Source organism: Methylibium sp. Root1272 (assembly GCF_001425905.1).
In the GTDB taxonomy this organism is placed as follows: Bacteria; Pseudomonadota; Gammaproteobacteria; order Burkholderiales; family Burkholderiaceae_C; genus Methylibium.
On the sequence record NZ_LMDY01000013.1, the window covers coordinates 275,177 to 296,386 of the forward strand.

Genomic DNA, 21,210 nt, shown 5'->3' on the forward strand with positions numbered 1-21,210 from the left:
TCTGCGGCTCGACTCGACGCTGTTGCATCACCGTCACACGCCGTGACCAAAGTTGACAAATCTTAATACGAATAATTATCATCACTGACTGAGCCCTGTCGATTTCTGACAGCCCCCCGGTCAGCCATCTGCTTCTCCTCGCGTCGAAACGCGGTCGGGATTGCCGCAGAGAGCCAGCCTCTGCGCCCGTTTCGCCGTTTCGAACCACACCGAGGAGAACCCATGGCCTACATCCAGGCTCGCAAGCACGCCCATCCCCCCCGACGGACCGCTTCGGCCGCCGCCGCCTTCGCTGCGCTGGCCATTCCAGCCGCCGTGCACGCCCAGCAGGCCGCGGCGCCCGCCGACGCCGCTTCGGCGCCCGCCAGCACGCAGGTGTTGCCGGAGATCAAGGCCAAGTCGACGGTGGAGACGCCCTACAAGGCAGAGGCCATGTCGTCGCCGAAGTTCACCCAGCCGCTGGTGGACACGCCGCAGACCATCACCGTGATCAAGAAGGAGCTGCTGCGCGAGCAGGGCGCGACGACCCTCAGTGAAGCGCTGCGCAACACCCCCGGCGTCACGATGCTGATGGGCGAGAACGGCAACACTTCGAGCGGCGACTCGATCTTCATGCGCGGCTTCGACACCTCGGGCAGCATCTTCGTCGATGGCATCCGCGACCTGGGATTCATCTCGCGCGACGTCTTCAACATCGAGCAGGTCGAAGTGGTGAAGGGCCCGTCGGGCGCCGACAACGGCCGCGGCGCCTCCTCGGGCTACGTGAACCTGTCGAGCAAGGTGCCGTTCGCCGAGAACTTCAATGCCGCCAGCCTCAGCCTCGGCACCTCGAGCCGCAAGCGTGCCACGGCGGACCTGAACCGACCGCTGGACATCGGCGTTCCCGGCACCGCCGTGCGACTGAACCTGATGGTGCAGGACTCCGGGGTGCCGGGTCGCGACGAAGTCGAGAAGAAGAGCTACGGCTTCGCGCCCTCGATCGCCTTCGGCCTGAACACTCCGACGCGCGCCTACTTCTACCTGCTGCACAGCAAGCAGGACAACCTGCCGGACGGTGGTGTGCCGACCTACGGCGTGGGCAACTACAAGCTTCCGACGACGGCCCCGGCCGGCGTGCCGACCCCGACCCCGGTGGACTCGGAGAACTTCTACGGCTCCCGGTCCGACTACGAGAAGATCGACATCGACATGTTCACGGCGCGCGTCGAGCACGATGTGGCGCCCGGCATCACGCTGCGCAACACCTCGCGCTACGGCCGCTCCACACAGGACAGCGTGCTGACCGGCGTGAATGCGGTCAACTTCGTCACGCCCGCCGATCCGTCGACCTACACGGTGAACCGCTCGCGCCAGCGCAAGTACCAGCAGAACGAGATCCTCACGAACCAGAGCAACATCACGGCCGAACTCGGTAGCGGCGCGGTCAAGCACTCGGTCACCGGCGGCGTGGAGTTCACCTACGAGAAGCAGTCGCTGCCGACCTTCGCCCTGCCGACCGGCGTGACGCAGGATCCTGCGAACCTCTACGACCCGAGCCTCGGTGACGTCTTCCAGACGCCGGTGCGCAACGGCGCCTACGCCAAAGGCAACACGCTGACCGCTGCGGTCTATGCCTTCGACACCTTGAAGGTTGGCGAGCAGTGGCAGTTCACCGGCGGGGTGCGTTGGGAGAAGTACCGGACCGAGTTCAACTCGATGACGCTGACCGACGGTGTCCTGGTGCCGCTGGCGCTCGACGCCAGTGGCAACCTGCTGAGCTGGAAGCTCGGCGCCCTGTTCAAGCCGGCGCCGAACGGCAGTGTCTACGTGTCGGTCGCGAGCTCCGAATTGCCGCCCGGAGGCGCCAACCACACGCTCAGCGCCAACGCCAACAACGTCAACCAGCCCAATCTCGATCCGCAGGAGGGCAGCAACATCGAGGTCGGTACCAAGTGGGAGTTCCTCGGCGGCAAGCTCGCCATCGCCGGCGCGATCTTCCGCAGCGAGAACAAGAACGAGCTGGTGCAGGACCCGATCGACACGACGGTCTACACACAGGTAGGCAAACGCCGCGTCCAGGGCATCGAGCTGAGCGTGGTGGGGCAGCTGACCAACGAGCTGCACCTGAGCGCCGGGCTGGCGCGCATGGATCCGGAGATCGAGCGTGCCGCCGCTGCGACGCAGGGCGGGCTGATCCAGTGGTCACCGGAGCTCACCTTCACCTCGTGGCTGACCTACAAGCTGCCGTTCGGCCTGACGCTGGGCGGTGGGGCCCGCTACGTCGACAATGCGACGACGACCAGCAACGTCGACACCTCGACGGTCACGGGCCTGACCGAAATGCCCAGCTACTGGGTGGCCGATGCGCTGGTGGGTTACGAGTTCAGCAAGAACTTCAACCTGCAGCTGAACGTGTACAACCTGTTCGACAAGGAGTACCTGTCCGCCGTCAACAGCGGACGTTCACGCTACTTCCCGGGCGTGCCGCGCTCGGCGCTGCTCACCGCCAACGTGCAGTTCTGACGGCACATGCGTGAGCAGGCCCCTCGCGCGAGCGAGGGGTCTTTTGTCATCTGGAGACGATCGAATCATGATGCTGCACGTGCCCGAGGTCCTGACGCGCGAACAGGTCGCCGACATCCGCGCGCGGCTCGACGCCACCGACTGGGTCGATGGCCGCGCGACCGTGGGGCCGCAGGGCGCCCAGGTCAAGCAGAACCGACAGCTGCCCGAGCTGTCGCCGGTGGGCCGCGAACTCGGCGAGATCATCCTGAAGGCGCTGCTGGTCCACCCGCTGTTCCTCTCGGCAGCGCTGCCGCTGCGCACCGTGCCGCCGCTGTTCAACCGCTACGAGGGCGGCGAGCACTACGGCCTGCACATCGACGGCGCGGTGCGCTCGGTGCCGGGCACCCACCTGCGCCTGCGCACCGACCTGTCGAGCACGCTGTTCCTCAGCGACCCGGACGACTACGACGGCGGCGAGCTGGTGGTGGTCGACACCTACGGCACGCACGAGGTCAAGCTGCCGGCCGGTGACCTGATCCTCTACCCGTCGACCAGCCTGCACCGCGTCGAGCCGGTGACGCGTGGCGCGCGCGTGTGCTCGTTCTTCTGGACGCAGAGCATGGTGCGCGACGACTGGCAGCGCCATCTGCTGTTCGAGCTCGACCAGGACATCCAGAAACTGCGCGAGAAGCTCGGCGACTGCCCCGAAGTGCTGAGCCTCACCGGCCACTATCACAACCTGCTGCGCCAGTGGGCCGAGGTGTGACGCGGCCGGCGGCCGCTCTCGGGCCCCGCCGGGACACGCTCAGTACACGTCGCGCCGCAGGCGGCCGGTTTCGATGAGCCGGTCGACGCCGTTGCGGCCGAGCACGTCGACCAGCGCGGCTTCCACGCCCGCGGCCATGCCGACCAGGCTGCCGCACACGTAGAGCGCGGCGCCGCGCGCGACCCAGTCGCCCAGCGTGTCGGCCTGCTCCCGCAGGCGGTCCTGCACATAGCGCTTGCCGGGCTGGTCGCGCGAGAACACGAGGTCGGCGCGCTCGAGCACGCCGCCGGCCTGCCAGGCGGCGATCTCGTCGCGGTAGTAGGCGTCGTGCGCGGCGTGGCGCTCGCCGAACACCAGCCAGTTCGCGCCCTGGCCCGCCGCAGCGCGGGCCTTGAGGTGGGCGCGCAGGCCGGCCAGGCCGGTGCCGTTGCCGATCAGGATCAACGGCCGGCCGGCGTTGTCGCCGAGGCGGAAGTTGCCGTGGGCGCGCAGTCGCAGCGCGATCTCGTCGCCGACGGCGGCGCGCTCGGTGAGCCAGCCGGAGGCCAGGCCCGGGGTGCCGTCGGCATGCCGCTCCTGGCGCACCAGCAGGTGCACGCGGCCGTCGGTGGGCAGCGAGGCGATCGAGTACTCGCGCGGGCGTTCGCCGTCGCCGGGCGGCAGCACCTGCACCAGGTCGCCGGCCTGCCAGTCCGGGCTCGGTGCCGCGCCGGCCGGGGCCTCGAGCTCCAGGTGAAAGCAGGGGCCGCCGGCGCTGCCGGGGTTGAGCAACCGGCGATGCGCCAGCCGCCACGGCTCGAATGCCGCCGCGAGCTGCCAGTCCGGCAGGTCGCTGGTGCCCGCCACGCGCGCCACCTGGTGCTGCCACTGCTGCAGCGCCTCGGCATCGCCCCCGTCGACGTCGATGCGCTCGAACATCGCCTGCGCCCCCTGCCGGCGCAACCAGGTGTCGAGCGTGCGGCCGAAACCGCAGAAGTGCTGGTACTCGCGATCCCCGAGCGCCAGCACGGCGCAATGCAGGCCGCCGAGCGCGAGCGGCGCCTCGGCGGCCTGGGCCATGACGCGGCGCACGAACGGCGCCGCCGCGTCGGGCGGATCGCCTTCGCCGTAGGTGCTGACGATGAACAGCGCCCGCTCCGCCGCCGCCAGTTCGTCGGCCTGCAGCTGCGACAGGCTGGCGATGCGCGCCGGCACGCCGGCCGTGTGCAGGGCCTGCGCGGTCTGCCACGCCAGCTGTTCGGCGTTGCCGGTCTGGCTGGCGTGCGCCACCAGCACCGGCCGTATGCCTGCCGCGGCCGGCGCCAGGGCTGCTGCCGCGAGCGCCACCCGGGCCTCGCGCGCCCGGTGCGCGCGCCAGGTGCCGGCGCACAGCGCCGCATAGGACAGCACGGTCCCGCCCGCGGCGAGCGCCCGCAGCGCGTCATCGGACAGCAACGTCATGCCAGCAGCGCTTCGAACCCGGCCGTCGGGCGGGCCTCGTGGCCGCCGTCCGCGCCGCGGCGGATGAACAGCACGGCCAGCCGCTCTCGCTCGGCATAGGCCCAGCCTTCATCGGGGCCCAGCACCGTCAGCGCCGTGGCCAGCGCGTCGGCGTGCATGCATTGCGCGTGCACGACCGTCACCGACGCCAGCGCGTGCCGCACCGGCCGGCCGGTGCGCGGGTCGATGGTGTGGGAATAGCGCGCGCCGTCGTCGGCCGCGAAGCAGCGGAAGTCGTCGCCGGAGGTCGCGACCGCCAGCCCCTTGAGCGCGAGCACCGGACCGGCTTCGCCCTGTTCCAGCCCGGGCAGGCGGACCGCCACGCGCCACGGCTGCCCGTCAGGCCGGCGGCCCATGCCGAGCAGCTCGCCACCGACCTCGACGAGCGCATGGCCGCAGCCCAGGCGCTGCAGCGCGCGCGCGACGGCGTCGACGGCGTAGCCCTTGGCGATCGACGACAGGTCGACATAGGTGCCGCCGACCTGACGTGCGCGGCGCTGCTCGGCGTCGAGCTGCACGCGCTGCCAGCCGATGCGGCGGCGCGCCGCTTCCAGATCGGCCGCCTCCGGCGCGTTGCGGCGGGCCGGATCGGGGCCGAAGCCCCAGAGGTTGACCGCAGGGCCGACGGTCGGGTCATAGGCCCCCCCAGTGGCACGCGCCAGTTCGAGCGCATGCCGCAGCACCGTGAAGAAGGGCTCGGGCAACTTCTGCCAGCGGCCCGGCGCCGCGCGGTTGTAGCGGCTCAGGTCGGAGTCTTCCTCCCAGGTGCTCATCTGGCGCACCACGAGGTCCAGCGCCGTCTCGATCGCCTCGCGGACCTCACGGCGGGCCGGTCCGGGCGTGGCCGGCGCGTGCCAGTACTTCACGCTCCAGCGGGTGCCCATCGTCGGCCCGCCCAGCTCCTGCACGGCGGCCGTCAACAGACGCGGCGCGGCCCCGCCGTCGTAGCGATAGCTCAGCGGGGGCGGTTCGGCGAAGGACACGCGCGTCATGCGGCAGCCGCGCTTTTCAGCGGCCCTCTCGTCACTGCGGCAGCACTTCCAGCACGGCGGCATAGACCAGCCGGCGCTCCTTGGCCTGCTTCAGCGTGGTCTTGTCGTCCTTGGTGCTGACCTCCAGGCGGTAGAGCCCGGGCTGCGGCCAGTTCACCTTGACCTGGCCCTTCGCGTCGGTCTTCAGCACGATCTCGCCGATCTTGTCGCGGTAGCGGGTGCCGCCGAAGATGATCTCGACCTCCAGGTCCACGGCCGGCTTGCCGTCGAGCAGGAAACCGAAGGTCGCCGCCTCGCCGGTGAACAGGTCGTTGGGGTGCGTGACCGGCACGAACTCCAGGCCCTTGCCGACCGGCTGGATCGCGCTGGGCTTGCCGACGGTGATGAAGGTCTCGAGGCGGCTGATGCCTTCGTTGACCGTCAGCTCGGGCGCATTGGCCGGCACGTCCTTGGCGAAGTTCTCGGCCGTGCCACGGAAGCCCTTGTTCTGGCCGGTGGCCGCGTCCTTGTAGCGCGCCGTCACGCCGCTGAAGCCGTTGGCCACGCGGTAGGTGCCGGTCTGCGTGAGGTTCAGGTCGAACACGCTGCGCAGCTTGCCGACCACCACGTTCTCCGGCGCCACGGCGCTGCCGTCCGGCGCGGTGACCGACAGCCCGTCGAGCCGCAGCGGCGCGTGGTTGAAGTAGAAGATGTCGTTGCCGGATGCGCCGTCGATCGTGACCCATTGCGGCTTGGACAGCACGGTCGACGAGGGCACCAGGAAGCTGCTGTGGGCGCGAGCCAGCGGCACCGACAGACCAAAGGCGAGCGCCGTCGTGACGACGAGCGCAAAACGGGAACGGGACATGGGGATCTCCTGGACGGGGTGAGGGGGCCGACGGCGGTTCAGGGCTTGAGCTCGAGCGTGACTTCACCGAGCTCGCTGCTGCCCTGGGCACTCAACTGCTGCGCCTTGGCCGGGGGCCACTGGAAGGGGATGCTCAGCAGCTCGCGGCCGCCGGACTCGCGCGCCGCCTCGATCACGAGCTTGTAGTCGCCGGGCGGCAGCTTGCCGAGCGGCTTGGCGCTGTCGTTGAAGCTGAGCTTGTGCTTGCCGGCCGGACGCGTGGCGCTGGTCAGGCCGTCGGCCGGCACCTGCAGTTCGCGGCCGCTGCGGCGCCACCACTGGCGCATGTCCTTCAGCCACTTCGCTCCCTCGCCGTCCTTCTTGGCGGTGGCGTACCAGACCGCGAGGTTGGCGGCGACGCCCTGGTCGGCGCGCTCGACCCACATCGCGACATAGGGGCGGTGGTATTCGGCGACGGTCAGTCGGGGCACCTCGACGCCGACCGCCAGGTCGGCCGCCAGAGCCGGGACACCGAGCGCCGCGGCGCTCAGCGCGATGGAGTAACGCACGTGCATGGCAGAGCCTTCTTCTTCAGTGGATGAACAGCAGGGCGAGCAGCAGCGGGATCACCAGCCCGAGACCGACGATCGGCCAGGTGGTCGGCCGGTTGGCCGCGTGCAGCTTCAGGATGAACAGGCCGGTGAGGCAGAACACCAGGCAGGCGACCGCGAACACGTCGATGAACCACGACCACGCCACGCCGGTGTGGCGCCCCTTGTGCAGGTCGTTGAGGTAGGAGATCCAGCCGCGGTCGGTGCGCTCGTACTCCGCTGCGCCGCTCTCGCGGTCGATGCGCAGCCAGGCGTCGCCGCCGGGGCGCGGCAGCGAGACATACAGCTCCTCGTCGGACCACTCGGCATCACGTCCGCGCACGTCGACCGCCAGCTGCGTGTCGACCCAGTCGGCCAGCCGCGCGGGCAAGGGCGCGCGCGGCGACGACGGCGACGACGCATCCGGCGCCACCAGGGCCTTCAGCTCCGGTGGCAGCTGCAGTTCGCGGGCGGTCACGGCCGGCCGGCTCTCGATCTGCGAGGCATGGTTGAGCGTGATGCCGGTGACGCTGAACAGCAGCATGCCCAGCAGGCAGACCGCCGAGCTGATCCAGTGCCATTGATGCAGCGTCTTCAGCCAGTAGGCCCGCTGGGTGTTGTCGGTCTTGCGCATGCCTTCGCGTCTCTTCGCGCCCGGGCACGCAGCCTCGCGGACTGCAACGCGCCCTCCTCAAAAGTTGCGCCTTAGTGTAAGCTACTAAATGCGAATCACTATCAATAACGCAACGTAAAGACCACCCCAGCGCTTGGGAAACCGGCGGGGGTCGAGCGCCCCCTGAGATAGCCGAGGAGTCACCGCAAGCCCGTCGCCAGCGGTCCCGTGTTCGACACGACCAAAGGAACGATGAATGCTTGCCACCTCTCGCGTGGGCGCACTTGCCTGCGCCCTGTTGACCTGTGCTCCGTGGGCTCCGGCCCAGGAGGCCCCAGCCCCTGCCGCGCCGCCGGCGACGACGCCCCCCGACGGGGCCGGCACCACACTGCCGGAAGTGAAGGCCACGACGCAGGCCGAGAAGGCGACCGGCCCGGTATCGGGCTACACCGCCCGGCGCAGCGCCACGGCGACCAAGACCGACACGCCGCTCAACGAAGTGCCGCAGTCGATCACCGTGATCGGCGCCGAGCAGGTGCGTGACCAGAACTCGCTGACGATGCAGGAGGTGCTGCGCTACACGGCGGGCGTGCGCGCCGAGCTGTACGGCCTCGACAACCGCGGCGACTACTACGCGATGCGCGGCGGCAGCGAGGGCTCGACGCTGCTCGACGGCCTGCGGCTGCCCATCACCGGCTACTGGGGCAGCGTGCGCAACGAGCCCTATGCCTTCGAGCGCATCGAGGTGCTGCGCGGCCCGGCCTCGCTGATGGCCGGCCAGAACGGGCCCGGCGGCGTGGTCAACCTGGTGTCCAAGCGGCCGTCCGCCGAGGCGCAGCGGGAAGTGCAGGTGCAACTCGGCAACGACGACCACAAGCAGGTCGCGGCCGACCTGGGCGGCGCGCTGGTCGAGGACGGCCGCCTCGCCTACCGCGTGATCGCCTTGCGCAGGGACAGCGGCAGCCAGGTCAAGTACGCCGACCAGGAGCGCACGCTGTTCGCACCGTCGATCGGCTGGAAGCCGCTGGCCGGGACGGCACTGACGGTCTACGGCGAGTACCAGAAGGACAAGAGCCTCAACCAGAACGGCTTCTTCCCCATCGCCGGCACGCTCAACAAGGCGCCGAACGGCCGCCGCATCGACCCCGAGGTCTTCGTCGGCGAGCCCGACTGGGACACTTACGGCGGAACGCGCAAGCGCTTCGGCTGGGAACTCGAGCAGCAGTTGAACGAGCAGTGGACGCTGCGCCACCACCTGCGGCGCGACAACGTGACCGGCCATCTCGCCACCGCCTACGCCGACTGGAGCCAGTACGTCGGCGCGGACGGCGTGGTGGATACGGTCGATCCGGCGAACAACACCTACCTGAACCGCTACGGCTACGTGGCCGACGACCGCTCGCGCATCAACAACGCCGACCTGCTGCTGCAGGGCAAGATCGCGCTCGGCCGCACGACGCACACGCTGCTGACCGGCGTCGACTACATGTCGCACCGCATGCTGCACATCGACCGCGGCGGCTTCCTGATGACGCCGCTGGATCCCTTCGATCCGGTCTACGGCACTTCTCCCTTGCCGGCGCTCGACCCCGCGCAGACCTTCGTCATCGACTCGCGCGTGCGCAACGTCGGCCTGCTGATCCAGGACCAGGTCAAGTTCGACGACCGCTGGGTGGTCACCGCCGGCCTGCGGCACGACAAGGCGAAGACCGATGACGCCAAGGACTCGGCCAATTCGAAGAACCTGGGCGTCGTCTACCTGGCCGACGGCGGCTGGTCGCCCTACGCCGGCTACTCCGAATCGTTCCAGCCGGTGGCCGGGACCACCAGCCCGGCGCGCGGCGGCAGGCCGTTCGAGCCCTCGCGCGGCCGGCAGCTGGAAACCGGCGTCAAGTGGATGCCGGCGGATTCGCCGGTGAGTGCGTCGGCGGCCGTCTACCGGCTGAAGGAGACCAACCGGCTCGCCAACGAACCGGCTGACGTGAACTACTCGATCCAGGTCGGCGAGGCCACGGTCGACGGCCTCGAGCTCGACGCGAACGCGACGTTCACCGCCTGGCAGCTGCTGGCCAACTATTCGTACACCCGCGCCCGCCTGACCGGCGAGATCGACACGAACCGCGGCGAGCAGCTCAGCAGCATCCCGAAGCACGCGGCCTCGCTGTGGGCGGTGCATCGCTTCGGAGCCGCGGGCCTGCCCGGCCTGCGGGCCGGTGGCGGCGTGCGCTATGCCGGTCCGTCCTGGGATGGATCGGGCAACAACCGCGTTCCGTCCGTCACGCTGCTGGACCTGCTGGTCAGCTACGACACCGGCCCCTGGGCGCTGTCGCTGAACGTCAACAACCTGACCGACAAGACCTACATCGCCACCTGCCTGGAGCGCGGCGATTGCTGGTTCGGCACCCAGCGGCGCGCCGTGGTGAGCTTGGCCTACCGTTGGTGATCCCGGCCCGGGGCCGGGCGGCGGCGCACGGCCGCAGCCGTTAAGCTGCGGCACGCCACCGCCCGACCCGGAGCCCGCTTGAGCGACGACCCCACCTCCTCGCATCCACCGAACCAGTTCGCGCTGCTGACGCAGCGGCGCTTCGCGCCCTTCTTCTGGACCCAGTTCCTCGGCGCCGGCAACGACAACCTGTTCAAGTTCGCGTTCACCGTGCTGGTCACCTACCAGCTGCAGGTGAGCTGGCTGCCGCCGGCGCTGGCCGGGCTGGCGATCGGTGCGCTGTTCATCCTGCCCTTCCTGCTGTTCTCGGCCACTTCGGGACAGCTGGCCGACAAGTTCGACAAGACGCGCGTGATCCGCTTCGTGAAGACGCTGGAGATCGCCATCATGGGCCTGGCCGGCCTGGGCTTCTGGACCGCCAGCGTGCCGCTGCTGCTGGCCTGCGTGTTCCTGATGGGGCTGCACTCCACGCTGTTCGGCCCGGTCAAGTTCTCCTACCTGCCGCAGCACCTGAGCGAACGCGAGCTGACCGGCGGCAATGGCATGGTCGAGATGGGCACCTTCGTTGCCATCCTGCTCGGGCAGGTGGCCGGCGGCCTGCTGGTGGCGGTGCCCGACGTGGGCCGGCACTACGTGGCCTTCGCCTGCCTCGGCGTGGCGTTGCTCGGCCGCGCGACCGCGCAGCTCGTGCCGGCCTCTCCGCCCACCGACCCGGCGCTGGTGATCAACTGGAACCCGGTCAGCGAGACCTGGCGCAACCTGAAGCTCGCGCACGGCAACCTGGTGGTGTTCCGTTCGCTGCTCGGCATCTCGTGGATGTGGTTCTTCGGCGCGGTGTTCCTGTCGATGTTCCCGGCCTTCGCGAAGGAGGTGCTGGGCGGCGACGAGCAGGTGGCCTCGCTGCTGCTGGTGGTGTTCTCGGTGGGCATCGGCATCGGCTCGCTGCTGTGCGAGATGCTGAGCCGGCGCCACGTGGAGATCGGGCTGGTGCCGTTCGGCGCGATCGGCATGAGCGTGTTCGCGATCGATCTCTACTTCGCGACGCGCGGCCATGCGCCCGGCGTCGGCATCGCCGGTCTGGGCGATTTCGTGCGCCAGCCCGGGCACTGGCGCGTGATGGCCGACCTGGCGCTGCTCGCGCTGTTCGCCGGCCTCTACAGCGTGCCGATGTACGCGCTGATCCAGCTGCGCTCGCCGGCCTCGCACCGCGCCCGCATCATCGCGGCCAACAACATCCTCAACGCCCTGTTTATGATCGTCAGCGCCGTGATGGCCGGGGCGCTGCTGAAGGCCGGCCTGACGATCCCGCAGATCTTCCTGGTGACGGGGCTGCTGAACGCGGTGGTGGCCGCCTACATCTTCCTGCTGGTGCCGGAGTACCTGCTGCGCTTCATCGCGCTGATCGCGACGCGCCTGGTCTACCGCTTTCGCGTGCAGGGCGACGAGCACATCCCCACCACCGGGGCCGCCGTGCTGGTGTGCAACCACGTGAGCTTCGTCGACCCGATCCTGCTGATGGCCGCGAGCCCGCGGCCGATCCGCTTCATCATGGACCACCGCATCTTCGCGACGCCCGTGCTGGGCTGGCTGTTCCGGCTGGCCAAGGCGATCCCGGTCGCCCCGCAGAAGGACGATCCCGCCACCTACGAGCGCGCCTTCGCCGAGGCCCGCAAGGTGCTGGACGAGGGCGAGCTGCTGTGCATCTTCCCGGAAGGCGCGATCACCCGCGATGGCACCCTGCAGCCCTTCAAGGGCGGCGTGATGAAGATCCTGGAAACCCACCCGGTGCCGGTGGTCCCGCTGGCGCTGCGCGACCTGTGGGGCTCGTTCTTCTCGCGCGCCAGCGGCGCCGCGATGACGCAGCCGTTCCGGCGCGGACTGTGGAGCCGCGTCGGCCTGCGCGCCGGCGCGCCGCTGGCCGCGGCCGAGGTCACGCCGGATCGTCTGCGCGAACGCGTGGCGGCGATGCTGGCGGCGTGAACGCGCGGGGTCTCAGACGCCGCGCGCGCGGTCGGCCCTGAACTGCGCGCGAAACGCCTCGAAGCGCCCGGCATCGAGCGCCTCGCGCACCTCACGCATCAGGTTCACGTAGTAGTGCAGGTTGTGGATGCTGGTGAGCATCGGGCCCAGCATCTCGCCGCATCTGTCGAGGTGGTGCAGGTAGGCGCGGCTGAAGCCGGCGCAAGCGGTGCAGGCGCAGCTCTCGTCGATCGGCCGCTCGTCGGTCTTGTAGCGCGCATTGCGCAGCCGCAGGTCGCCGTGGCGGGTGAACAGGTGGCCGTTGCGGGCGTTGCGCGTGGGCATCACGCAGTCGAACATGTCGACGCCCTGGGCCACGCCCTCGACCAGGTCTTCCGGCGTGCCCACGCCCATCAGGTAGCGCGGCTTGTGCGCCGGCAGCCGGTGCGGCGTGTGCGCCATGATGCGCAGCATCTCGTCCTTCGGTTCGCCGACGCTGACACCGCCGACCGCGTAGCCGGGGAAGTCCATCGCCACCAGTGCGTCGAGCGACTCCTGGCGCAGCGGCTCGAACATGCCGCCCTGCACGATGCCGAACAGCGCGTTGGGGTTCTCGAGCCGCGCGAACTCGGTCTTGCAGCGCGCCGCCCAGCGCAGGCTCAGCTCCATCGACGCGCGCGCTTCCTGCTCGGTCGTCAGGTGGCCCGCGGTCTCGTAGGGCGTGCATTCGTCGAACTGCATCACGATGTCGGAGTTCAGCACCGCCTGGATCTGCATGCTGGTCTCGGGCGTGAGGAAGAGCTTGTCGCCGTTGACCGGTGACGCGAACTTCACGCCCTCCTCGCTGATCTTGCGCATCGCGCCGAGCGACCAGACCTGGAAGCCGCCGCTGTCGGTCAGGATGGGCTTGGGCCAGTGCTCGAAGCGATGCAGACCGCCGAACTGGCGCAGCACGTCGAGCCCGGGGCGCAGCCACAGGTGGAAGGTGTTGCCGAGGATGATCTGCGCGCCCATCGCCTCCAGCGAGGCCGGCATCACGCCCTTGACGGTGCCGTAGGTGCCGACCGGCATGAAGATCGGCGTCTCGACAACGCCGTGGTTGAGCGTGAGGCGGCCACGGCGAGCATGGCCTTCGGTGTGCAGCAGATCGAAGCGAAGCATGCCGGATTGTCGCAGCGGCCCGCGCGCCGGCTAAGCTCGCGCGCATGCTGCCGATCGTCCAACGCGTGTTCCGCCGCCTGACCCGCCAGGCCGTCACCGACCGCAGCCTCAGCGTGCTGACGCTGCTGCTGCTCGCCGAGGTGGTGCTGCTGCCACCGCTGGTCGAGGTGGGCTGGCTCAACCGGCACCTCGCCGACGCCGGCTTCCTGGCGATGCTGGCGCTCGGTGTGTGGATGCTGTCCGACCACACGCTCGCGGGCCGCTGGTTCATCGCCACCGCCTTCGGCAGCCTCGTGATCCGCGTCGCCAACCTGTGGCTGCCCGACAGCGAGCTGCGCGGCGCCGACGCGCTGTTCGCGATGTTCAACCTGGTGGTGCTGGGCTGGCTGACGCTGGCCTACACGCTGGCCGCCGGCCGCATCAACGTGCACCGCGTGCTGGGCGCGATCGCCGCCTTCCTGCTGATCGGCCTGGCGTTCGCGCAGGCGCACCGGCTGGTGGCCATCTATGCCGGCGACGGCGCCTACTTCATGTTCGGCCAGCCGGTGGACTATGCCGCGCTGGTGGCGCGGCTCAACTACTTCTCCTTCGTCACGCTCACCTCGCTGGGCTACGGCGACATCACGCCGGTGCATGCCGCGGCGCGCTCGCTGTGCATCCTGCAGGTGCTGATCGGCGTGCTCTATCCGGTGGCACTGCTGGGCTGGCTGGTGTCGCTGTTCGCGCACCAGAACCAGCAGCCGCCCGCCGCCTGAGCGCGAGCGGTGGTCAGCGTCGATCGAGCAACATCGCGTCGCCGTAGCTGAAGAAGCGGTAGCGCTCGCGGATCGCGTGGGCGTACAGCGCACGGATGTGCGCGTGGCCGGCAAAGGCGCTGACCAGCATCATCAAGGTGCTGCGCGGCAGGTGGAAGTTGGTCAGCAGCCGGTCGACCACGCGGAACGCGAAGCCCGGGGTGATGAAGATGTCGGTGTCGCGCGCGCCGGCCTGCAGGCCGCGGTCCCCGCGCGCCGCCGACTCCAGCGCGCGCAGCGTGGTGGTGCCGACCGCGACCACGCGCCCGCCCGCCGCGCGGGTGCGCGCGATCGCGTCGACGGTGGCCTGCGGCAGCTCGAACCATTCGCTGTGCATGCGGTGCTCGGTGAGGTGCTCGACGCGCACGGGCTGGAAGGTGCCGGCGCCGACGTGCAGCGTCACGCTCGCACGCGCGACCCCCTGCGCTTCCAGCGCCGCCAGCACGTCGGCGTCGAAATGCAGTGCTGCGGTGGGTGCGGCGACCGCGCCGGGCGACCGCGCGAACACGGTCTGGTAGCGGCGCTCGTCGTCGGCATCGTCGCCATGCTCGATGTAGGGCGGCAGCGGCACGTGGCCATGGCGCTCGAGCAGCGCGAACGGCTCACCCGGCAGCAGCAGGTGGAACAGCGAGCCGTCGGGCCCGCAACGGCCCAGCACCTCGGCCTCGAAGGCGATCGTGTCGCCGTCGCGCCCGGCGAAATGCACACGGCTGCCCGGCCGCGGCGACTTGCTGGCGCGCAGGTGGGCCCACACCTCGTGCGTGCCGGGCAGCACGCGCTCGACCAGCGCCTCGACGCCGCCGCCACTGGCCTTGCGGCCGTACAGCCGGGCCTTGATGACGCGCGTGTCGTTGAACACCAGCAGATCGCCGGGCGCCAGCAGCGACGGCAGCTCGCGGAACCGACGGTCGAGCGGCACGTCGCCGCGACCGTCGAGCAGGCGCGAGCCGCTGCGCTCCGCGGCGGGATGCTGGGCGATCAGCTCCGGCGGCAACGCGAAATCGAAATCGGCGACGGTGAAGGGATGAGCGGGTGCGGCGGACATGGCGTGCAGGCTGGACCGGCCTGACGAGGGCAGAAGGCAGAATTGTTCCATGCCCCAGGCCTCGCGCTCCGCACCGCCCACTGCCGCCGCCCCGGCGAAGTCGGGCCCGGCACGGGCGATGGAGAAGCTCGGTCTGGTGCGCGACATCGATCTCGCGCTGCACCTGCCGCTGCGCTACGAGGACGAGACGCGCGTCACGCCGATCGCCGCGGCGCACGAGGGCGAGACGGTGCAGGTCGAAGGCCACGTGCGAGACAGCCGCGTCGAGCTGCGCCCGCGCCGCCAGCTCATCGTGCGGCTGGTCGACGGCAGCGACGAGCTGGTGCTGCGCTTCCTGCACTTCTACCCCTCGCACCAGAAGACGCTGGCGGTGGGGGCACGCCTGCGCGTACGCGGCGAGTTGCGCGGTGGTTTCCTCGGCCGCGAGATGGTGCACCCCACCTTCAAGGCGGTCGGCGACGACACCCCGCTGGCCACCGCGCTGACGCCGGTCTACCCGGCCAGCGCGCAGCTGCCGCAGGCCTATCTGCGCAAGGCCGTGAGCTCGGCGCTGACGCGCGCACCGCTCGATGAGCTGCTGCCGGCCGGCAGTGTGCCGGCCGGTTTGCCGAGCCTGAAACAGGCCCTGCTGTTCCTGCACCATCCGGCGCCCGAGGTGATGCTGGCGACGCTGGAAGACCACAGCCACCCGGCCTGGCAGCGGCTGAAGTTCGACGAACTGCTGGCCCAGCAGCTGTCGCAGCTGCAGGCACAGCGCGAGCGCGCCGCATTGCGCGCACCGCCGCTGAGGGCGGGCACCGGCGGCCTGCACGAGCAGTTGCTCGCGGCGCTGCCGTTCCGACTGACCGGCGCGCAGCACCGTGTGGCCGAGGAGATCGCGCGCGATCTGGCTCGCCCGCAGCCGACCCACCGGCTGCTGCAGGGCGACGTGGGCTCCGGCAAGACGGTGGTCGCGGCGCTGGCGGCCACGGTGGCGATCGATGCCGGCTGGCAGTGCGCGCTGATGGCGCCCACCGAGATCCTGGCCGAGCAGCATTTCCGCAAGCTGGTCGGCTGGCTCGAGCCGCTGGGCGTGCAGATCGCCTGGCTCACCGGCAGCCAGAAGGGCAAGGCGCGCACGCGCATGCTGGAGCGCGTGGCCAGCGGCGAGGCGCGGCTGGTGGTCGGCACGCATGCGGTGATCCAGGACCGCGTGGTGTTCGAGCGCCTCGGCCTGGCCGTCATCGACGAGCAGCACCGTTTCGGCGTCGCTCAGCGGCTGCAGCTCAAGCGCAAGCTCGAGGGCACGCCGCTGGAGCCGCACCTGCTGATGATGTCGGCCACGCCGATCCCGCGCACGCTGGCGATGACCTACTTCGCCGACCTCGACGTGAGCACCATCGACGAGCTGCCGCCGGGCCGCACGCCCATCGTCACCAAGGTCTTCGCCGACGGCCGCCGCGACAGCGTGATCGCGCGCATCCGCGACGAGGTGGCGAAGGGCCGCCAGGTCTACTGGGTGTGCCCGCTGATCGAGGAGAGCGAGACGCTGGACCTGCAGAACGCCACCGAGACCCACGCGCGGCTCGGCGAGGCGCTGCCGGGCGTGCAGGTCGGCCTGCTGCATGGCCGCATGCCGGCGGCGGAAAAGGCGGCGGTGATGGCGCGCTTCACCGGCGGCGAGATGGCGGTGCTGGTGTCGACCACGGTGATCGAGGTCGGCGTCGACGTGCCCAACGCGAGCCTGATGGTGATCGAGCACGCCGAGCGCTTCGGGCTGTCGCAGCTGCACCAGCTGCGCGGGCGCGTCGGCCGCGGCAGCGTGGCCAGCGTGTGCGTGCTGCTGTACACGCCGCCGCTGTCGGACACCGGCAAGGCGCGCCTGCGCGCGATGGCCGAGACGAACGACGGCTTCGAGATCGCGCGCCGCGACCTCGACATCCGCGGCCCCGGCGAGTTCATGGGCGCCCGCCAGAGCGGCGCGGCACTGCTGCGCTTCGCCGACCTGGCCGAGGACAGCGCGCTGCTGGCCCAGGCGCGACAGCTTGCGCCGCAACTGCTCGAGCACCATCCGCGCGCGGCCGAGGCCCACGTGAACCGCTGGCTCGGCAGCAAGGCCGAGTACCTGAAGGCCTGACGGTCGGGATCAGGTCGGCCGCGTGTTCACGTGCGCCAGCAGCTGGCGCACCAGCAGCGTCACATCGCCGGTCTTCTGCAGCAGCGCCTCGGCCCCGGCCTCGCGCAGCGTGGCCACACGCTCGGGGTCGACGTCGGCCGACATCACGACGATCGCCGGCAGCCCCGTCCCCGCGCGGGCGCGCACGGCCGCGATCACGTCCTGCGCGTCGCCGTCACCGAGATTCAGATCGGTCAGCACCACGTCGAAGGGCGGCCCCGGCGCCGCCAGCGCGGCCTGCGCCTCCGCCAGCGAACCGGCGACCCGCACCGTGTAGCCCTGGGCCCCGAGCGCACGCTCCACCAGCATCGCGTAGACATCGGCATCCTCGACCAGCAGCAGCCGGCGCGGCGCGTCCGCGGCCAGGGGCGCGGGGCCGGTGGCCTCGGTCTCGACGTCGGCCGTCCAGCGCAGCAGCGCGGTGGTGCCGCGCCCGGGTGTGCTCTCGAGGTGCAGCGCGCCGCCCATCAACGCGGCAAGGTCGCGGCACAGCGACAGCCCGAGCCCGGTGCCGCTGCGCGCCGCGGTCCGGCCGCCGGCGGTGTAGTAGCGCTCGAACAGCCGCGCCTGGTCGGCCTCGGCGATGCCCGGGCCCTGGTCGCGCACGCGCAGTTCGATCACGCAGCGCGACGCCTCGTCGCCCGCCTGCGGCGTGCAGCGGGCCTCGATCAGGATCTCGCCGCGGTGGCTGTACTTGATCGCGTTGGCGACCAGGTTTCGCGCGATCTGCTCGACCCGCAGCGCATCGACGCGCAGCAGCGGGTCGGGCGTCGGCGCGGTGCAGTTCAGCGTGAGCTGCCGGGCCCGTGCGGCCGGCAGCATCTCCGCGCGCACACCGCGCAGCAGCGGCCCGAGCTGCACGGGCTCCAGGTGCAGGCTCAGCCGGCCCGCGTCCAGCCGGTTTCGGTCGAGCAGGTTGTTCAGCAGGTTCAGCGTCGAGCGCGCGGAATCACCCAGCGAACCGGCCACCGACGCCGGCACCTCGCGCCCGCTGCGCAGGAGTTCGGCCCCGGCGATCACCGAATGCAGCGAGTTGCGTACCTCGTGGGCCAGGAAGGTCGTGAAGCGCTCGCTCGCACCGCGGGCCCGTTCGGCCTGACGCTGCGCGCCGAGCGTGCGCTGCATCTCGCGCCGCAGGCCGCGGCTGTGCCACCACCACGCCGCGATCAGCAGGGCGAACACTGCAGCGACCCACGGCAGGTAGCGCCGCAGCAGTTCGCGCACGATGTGCGCCGGTGTCGGACGCGTCAGCCAGCGGCGCTTGAGTTCGAGCAGGTCGTCGGCCACGGTCGCATCCAGCGCCCGCTGCAGCAGCGGCAGCAGCGCCACGTGGCGAGACGAGACCGCGATGCCGTGCTCCTGCCGCAGGCCGCCCGCCGTGCCGGTGATCTGCACGTCGCTGCGCGGCGACTCGGCCAGCAGCACCGCCGCGGTGACGACGTCGGCCAGGGCCGCGTCGGCGCCGCCGCTCGCGACGCGCTCGACGCAGCTCGGCAGCGGATCGCAGGCCACCAGCTCGATGCCGGGATAGCGCGCCGCGATCAAAGGCCGCGCGAAATGCGCGGGCGGCAGCGCGAGGCGACGGCCGACGAGCTGGTCCAGTCCCCAGGCGCTGCCGCCCGGTCGGCCCAGCAGCACCATCGGGTGCTCGATGTAGGGGCCGATGACGTGCACCGCATGGCCGGGCGTCGCCACCGCCGACAGGCCGAGCGCGAGATCGACCTCGCCGCGCTGCAGCGCCGCCAGCGCATCGGCCGCCGTGCTCGCACGCCAGGCGCCAAGGGCGAGGCCGAGGCGCCCGAGCACCGCGCGCAGCACGTCGACCGACAGGCCCTGCGGCCGGCCGTCGGCGTCGAGCACCGCGAACGGCAGCCGCCCGTCCACCACGGCGACGTTCAGCGGCCGTTGCGCCGCGAGCAGCGCGCGCTCGGGGTCGTCGAGGCGCAGCGGCTCGGCGCGCCGCGCGAAGTGCGGTTCCGCACGCCAGCGGCCGATGATGAACTCGCGCGTCTCGGCGCCCATGCCCGCCAACGCTGCCGACAGCGAATCGAGTTGCGCCGCGCCGGCCTTGGGCGCCGCGAAATGCAGCGCACCGCTCGGCAACGCCAGCGTGCGCACCAGCCGCAGGCCGGCGAGGCGCTCGCGCTCGATGCTGCCGATGAGCACCGGCTGCGCCTCGACCATCACGTCGGCACGCCCCTGCTGCACCGCCCGCAGGCCGTCGGCGATGCTGGCCACCGGCACCCGCTGCGCCAGCGGGAACAGCTCGCGCGCATTGGCCTCGGCGGCGTAGCCGGCCACGGTGGCCAGACGCCGGCCGTTCAGATCGGCGACCAGCGAGCCCGTGGGCTCGCTCGCTCGCGTGACGACTGCCTGCTCGACCAGCGCATACGGCAGCGAGAACGCCAGCACCTGCTCGCGCGCAGCGTTGCGGGCCATCGACGAGGCGAGGTCGAGCCGGCCGGCGCGCAGGTCGCGCTCGAGCGCCACGAAGTCGGTGTAGCGCACCGGTTCCACCCGCGCACCGAGCGCGGGCGCAAGGCGGCGCAGTATTTCCAGGTCGGCGCCCCCCGGCTCGCTGCCCTCGGGCCAGATCTGGAACGGCGGGAAATCGGCCAGCATCCCGTAGCGCAGCACCGACGGCGGCGCGGCGCCGCAGGCGAGCGCCCACAGGCCGAGCGCCAAACCGGCCAGCCATCGCTGCGCCCGCGGCAAGCCGCTACGCATCTTCGTCCCGGAGCGTCAAAGGCAGCCCTCCCTGGGTCGCTCTCGAATCGACGTTAGCACGGCCTACGTGGCAACGCGCAGGCCGCCGGGCTCGAAATGCCCGCAGAATCCGAACGAAGGCTGAGAACCCGGACATGACACTGACCGAACTGCGCTACATCGTGGCCGTCGCCCGCGAACGCCATTTCGGCCGCGCGGCCGAGGCCTGCTTCGTCTCGCAGCCGACGCTCAGCGTCGCGATCAAGAAGCTCGAAGACGAGCTCGACGTCAAGATCTTCGAGCGCGGCAGCAACGAGATCTCCACCACGCCGCTGGGCGAGGAGATCGTGCGCCAGGCGCAGGCGGTGATCGAGCAGGCCGCAGCGATCAAGGAGATCGCCAAGCGCGGCCAGGACCCGCTGGCCGGCGCGCTGCGGCTGGGCATCATCTACACGATCGGTCCCTACCTGCTGCCCGACCTGGTGAAGCACGCGATCGATATGTTCCCGCAGATGCCGTTGATGCTGCAGGAGAACTTCACCGTCAAGCTGCTCGACATGCTGCGCACCGGCGAGCTCGACGCCGCCATCATGGCCGAGCCCTTCCCCGACACCGGCCTGGCGATCGCGCCGCTCTACGACGAGCCCTTCGTCGTCGCCTGCCCGGCCACCCATCCGCTCGCCAGGCGCGAGAGCGTGTCGTCGGAAGAACTGAAGAAGGAGACGATGCTGCTGCTCGGGACCGGCCACTGCTTCCGCGACCATGTGCTCGAGGTGTGTCCGGAGTTCGCGCGCTTCTCGAGCGACGCCGAAGGCATCCGCAAGAGCTTCGAGGGCTCGTCGCTCGAGACCATCAAGCACATGGTCGCCTCCGGCATGGGCGTGACCGTGGTGCCGCAGCTCAGCGTGCCGAAGGAGCAGCAGCCGCACCTGCGCTACGTACCCTTCAGCGCGCCGCTGCCGACGCGGCGCGTGGTGCTCGCGTGGCGGCGCACCTTCACCCGCTACGAAGCCATCGCTGCGCTGCGCAACGCCGTCTACGCCTGCGAGTTGTCCGGCGTCACCCGCCTGACCGCCTGAACGCCGCTGGGCCTGTGCAGCCCCGCGGCTATCGCCGCCATTGCCGCACCGTCATTGATCGGGTGGGGCGCCCCTCCTAAACTGCCCCCGACGCATCGTGGACAACCTCTGGAGACTG

Annotated in this window: 15 protein-coding genes; 7 read left to right on the forward strand and 8 right to left on the reverse strand. The window is 70.8% G+C overall.

Features of this window, described 5'->3' with window-relative positions:
- Positions 1-222: 222 nt before the first annotated feature.
- Positions 223-2,502 (forward strand): catecholate siderophore receptor Fiu, encoded by a 2,280-nt coding sequence (locus ASC67_RS10345; protein WP_056319202.1) that lies wholly within the window; start codon positions 223-225, stop codon positions 2,500-2,502.
- A gap of 67 nt (positions 2,503-2,569) precedes the next feature.
- Positions 2,570-3,250 (forward strand): Fe2+-dependent dioxygenase, encoded by a 681-nt coding sequence (locus ASC67_RS10350; RefSeq protein ID WP_056319206.1) that lies wholly within the window; start codon positions 2,570-2,572, stop codon positions 3,248-3,250.
- A gap of 39 nt (positions 3,251-3,289) precedes the next feature.
- Here the strand turns inward: ASC67_RS10350 and ASC67_RS10355 are convergent, their stop codons facing one another.
- The 5 genes from ASC67_RS10355 to ASC67_RS10375 are packed head-to-tail and all read right to left on the reverse strand — an operon-like array spanning position 3,290 to position 7,771.
- A complete protein-coding gene (locus tag ASC67_RS10355) occupies positions 3,290-4,690 on the reverse strand; it encodes a sulfite reductase subunit alpha (RefSeq protein WP_056319211.1) in 1,401 nt (466 codons plus the stop codon).
- Complete coding sequence (locus tag ASC67_RS10360) at positions 4,687-5,712, reverse strand: FAD:protein FMN transferase (RefSeq protein ID WP_404932872.1); 1,026 nt, start codon at positions 5,710-5,712, stop codon at positions 4,687-4,689. Before ASC67_RS10360 ends, ASC67_RS10355 begins: the two co-directional genes overlap by 4 nt.
- Before the next feature lie 40 nt (positions 5,713-5,752).
- Positions 5,753-6,568 carry a DUF4198 domain-containing protein gene (locus tag ASC67_RS10365; protein ID WP_056319217.1) on the reverse strand — a complete coding sequence of 272 codons (816 nt, stop codon included), beginning with the start codon at positions 6,566-6,568 and terminating at the stop codon, positions 5,753-5,755.
- 38 nt (positions 6,569-6,606) lie between these two features.
- Complete coding sequence (locus ASC67_RS10370; RefSeq protein ID WP_056319224.1) at positions 6,607-7,122, reverse strand: DUF2271 domain-containing protein; 516 nt, start codon at positions 7,120-7,122, stop codon at positions 6,607-6,609.
- 16 nt (positions 7,123-7,138) lie between these two features.
- Positions 7,139-7,771, reverse strand: a complete 633-nt coding sequence (locus ASC67_RS10375) for a PepSY-associated TM helix domain-containing protein (RefSeq protein WP_056319235.1) — start codon at positions 7,769-7,771, stop codon at positions 7,139-7,141.
- A gap of 235 nt (positions 7,772-8,006) precedes the next feature.
- On the opposite strand from ASC67_RS10375, the gene ASC67_RS10380 reads away from it, so the two are divergent.
- On the forward strand, positions 8,007-10,193 hold the full coding sequence (locus ASC67_RS10380) for a TonB-dependent siderophore receptor (RefSeq protein ID WP_056319242.1): 2,187 nt from the start codon (positions 8,007-8,009) through the stop codon (positions 10,191-10,193).
- A 78-nt stretch (positions 10,194-10,271) separates the two neighbouring features.
- Positions 10,272-12,173 carry an MFS transporter gene (locus ASC67_RS10385; protein WP_200946887.1) on the forward strand — a complete coding sequence of 634 codons (1,902 nt, stop codon included), beginning with the start codon at positions 10,272-10,274 and terminating at the stop codon, positions 12,171-12,173.
- Positions 12,174-12,185: 12 nt separating this feature from the next.
- Here the strand turns inward: ASC67_RS10385 and tgt are convergent, their stop codons facing one another.
- Positions 12,186-13,313 carry a tRNA guanosine(34) transglycosylase Tgt gene (tgt, locus tag ASC67_RS10390; RefSeq protein WP_056319254.1) on the reverse strand — a complete coding sequence of 376 codons (1,128 nt, stop codon included), beginning with the start codon at positions 13,311-13,313 and terminating at the stop codon, positions 12,186-12,188.
- Positions 13,314-13,357: 44 nt separating this feature from the next.
- Here tgt and ASC67_RS10395 point away from each other — a divergent pair, with 44 nt between their 5' ends.
- Positions 13,358-14,068, forward strand: a complete 711-nt coding sequence (locus ASC67_RS10395; protein WP_056319259.1) for a potassium channel family protein — start codon at positions 13,358-13,360, stop codon at positions 14,066-14,068.
- A 13-nt stretch (positions 14,069-14,081) separates the two neighbouring features.
- Here ASC67_RS10395 and queA read toward each other — a convergent pair whose 3' ends face one another.
- A complete protein-coding gene (gene queA / locus ASC67_RS10400) occupies positions 14,082-15,152 on the reverse strand; it encodes a tRNA preQ1(34) S-adenosylmethionine ribosyltransferase-isomerase QueA (RefSeq protein ID WP_056320765.1) in 1,071 nt (356 codons plus the stop codon).
- A gap of 49 nt (positions 15,153-15,201) precedes the next feature.
- Between queA and recG the strand changes: the two genes are divergently transcribed.
- Complete coding sequence (gene recG / locus ASC67_RS10405; protein ID WP_056319264.1) at positions 15,202-17,268, forward strand: ATP-dependent DNA helicase RecG; 2,067 nt, start codon at positions 15,202-15,204, stop codon at positions 17,266-17,268.
- Positions 17,269-17,277: 9 nt separating this feature from the next.
- Here the strand turns inward: recG and ASC67_RS10410 are convergent, their stop codons facing one another.
- Complete coding sequence (locus tag ASC67_RS10410; protein WP_056319272.1) at positions 17,278-20,034, reverse strand: transporter substrate-binding domain-containing protein; 2,757 nt, start codon at positions 20,032-20,034, stop codon at positions 17,278-17,280.
- A gap of 134 nt (positions 20,035-20,168) precedes the next feature.
- Here ASC67_RS10410 and ASC67_RS10415 point away from each other — a divergent pair, with 134 nt between their 5' ends.
- A complete protein-coding gene (locus ASC67_RS10415) occupies positions 20,169-21,092 on the forward strand; it encodes a hydrogen peroxide-inducible genes activator (protein ID WP_056319279.1) in 924 nt (307 codons plus the stop codon).
- Positions 21,093-21,210 lie beyond the last annotated feature (118 nt).

Bases quoted from the DNA above. Each gene is read 5' to 3' on its own strand.
- ASC67_RS10345 (WP_056319202.1), top strand. From the start codon at position 223: ATGGCCTACATCCAGGCTCGCAAGCACGCCCATCCCCCCCGACGGACC.
- ASC67_RS10350 (WP_056319206.1), top strand. From the start codon at position 2,570: ATGATGCTGCACGTGCCCGAGGTCCTGACGCGCGAACAGGTCGCCGAC.
- ASC67_RS10355 (WP_056319211.1), bottom strand. From the start codon at position 4,690: ATGACGTTGCTGTCCGATGACGCGCTGCGGGCGCTCGCCGCGGGCGGG.
- ASC67_RS10365 (WP_056319217.1), bottom strand. From the start codon at position 6,568: ATGTCCCGTTCCCGTTTTGCGCTCGTCGTCACGACGGCGCTCGCCTTT.
- ASC67_RS10370 (WP_056319224.1), bottom strand. From the start codon at position 7,122: ATGCACGTGCGTTACTCCATCGCGCTGAGCGCCGCGGCGCTCGGTGTC.
- ASC67_RS10375 (WP_056319235.1), bottom strand. From the start codon at position 7,771: ATGCGCAAGACCGACAACACCCAGCGGGCCTACTGGCTGAAGACGCTG.
- ASC67_RS10380 (WP_056319242.1), top strand. From the start codon at position 8,007: ATGCTTGCCACCTCTCGCGTGGGCGCACTTGCCTGCGCCCTGTTGACC.
- tgt (WP_056319254.1), bottom strand. From the start codon at position 13,313: ATGCTTCGCTTCGATCTGCTGCACACCGAAGGCCATGCTCGCCGTGGC.
- ASC67_RS10395 (WP_056319259.1), top strand. From the start codon at position 13,358: ATGCTGCCGATCGTCCAACGCGTGTTCCGCCGCCTGACCCGCCAGGCC.
- queA (WP_056320765.1), bottom strand. From the start codon at position 15,152: ATGTCCGCCGCACCCGCTCATCCCTTCACCGTCGCCGATTTCGATTTC.
- recG (WP_056319264.1), top strand. From the start codon at position 15,202: ATGCCCCAGGCCTCGCGCTCCGCACCGCCCACTGCCGCCGCCCCGGCG.
- ASC67_RS10410 (WP_056319272.1), bottom strand. From the start codon at position 20,034: ATGCGTAGCGGCTTGCCGCGGGCGCAGCGATGGCTGGCCGGTTTGGCG.
- ASC67_RS10415 (WP_056319279.1), top strand. From the start codon at position 20,169: ATGACACTGACCGAACTGCGCTACATCGTGGCCGTCGCCCGCGAACGC.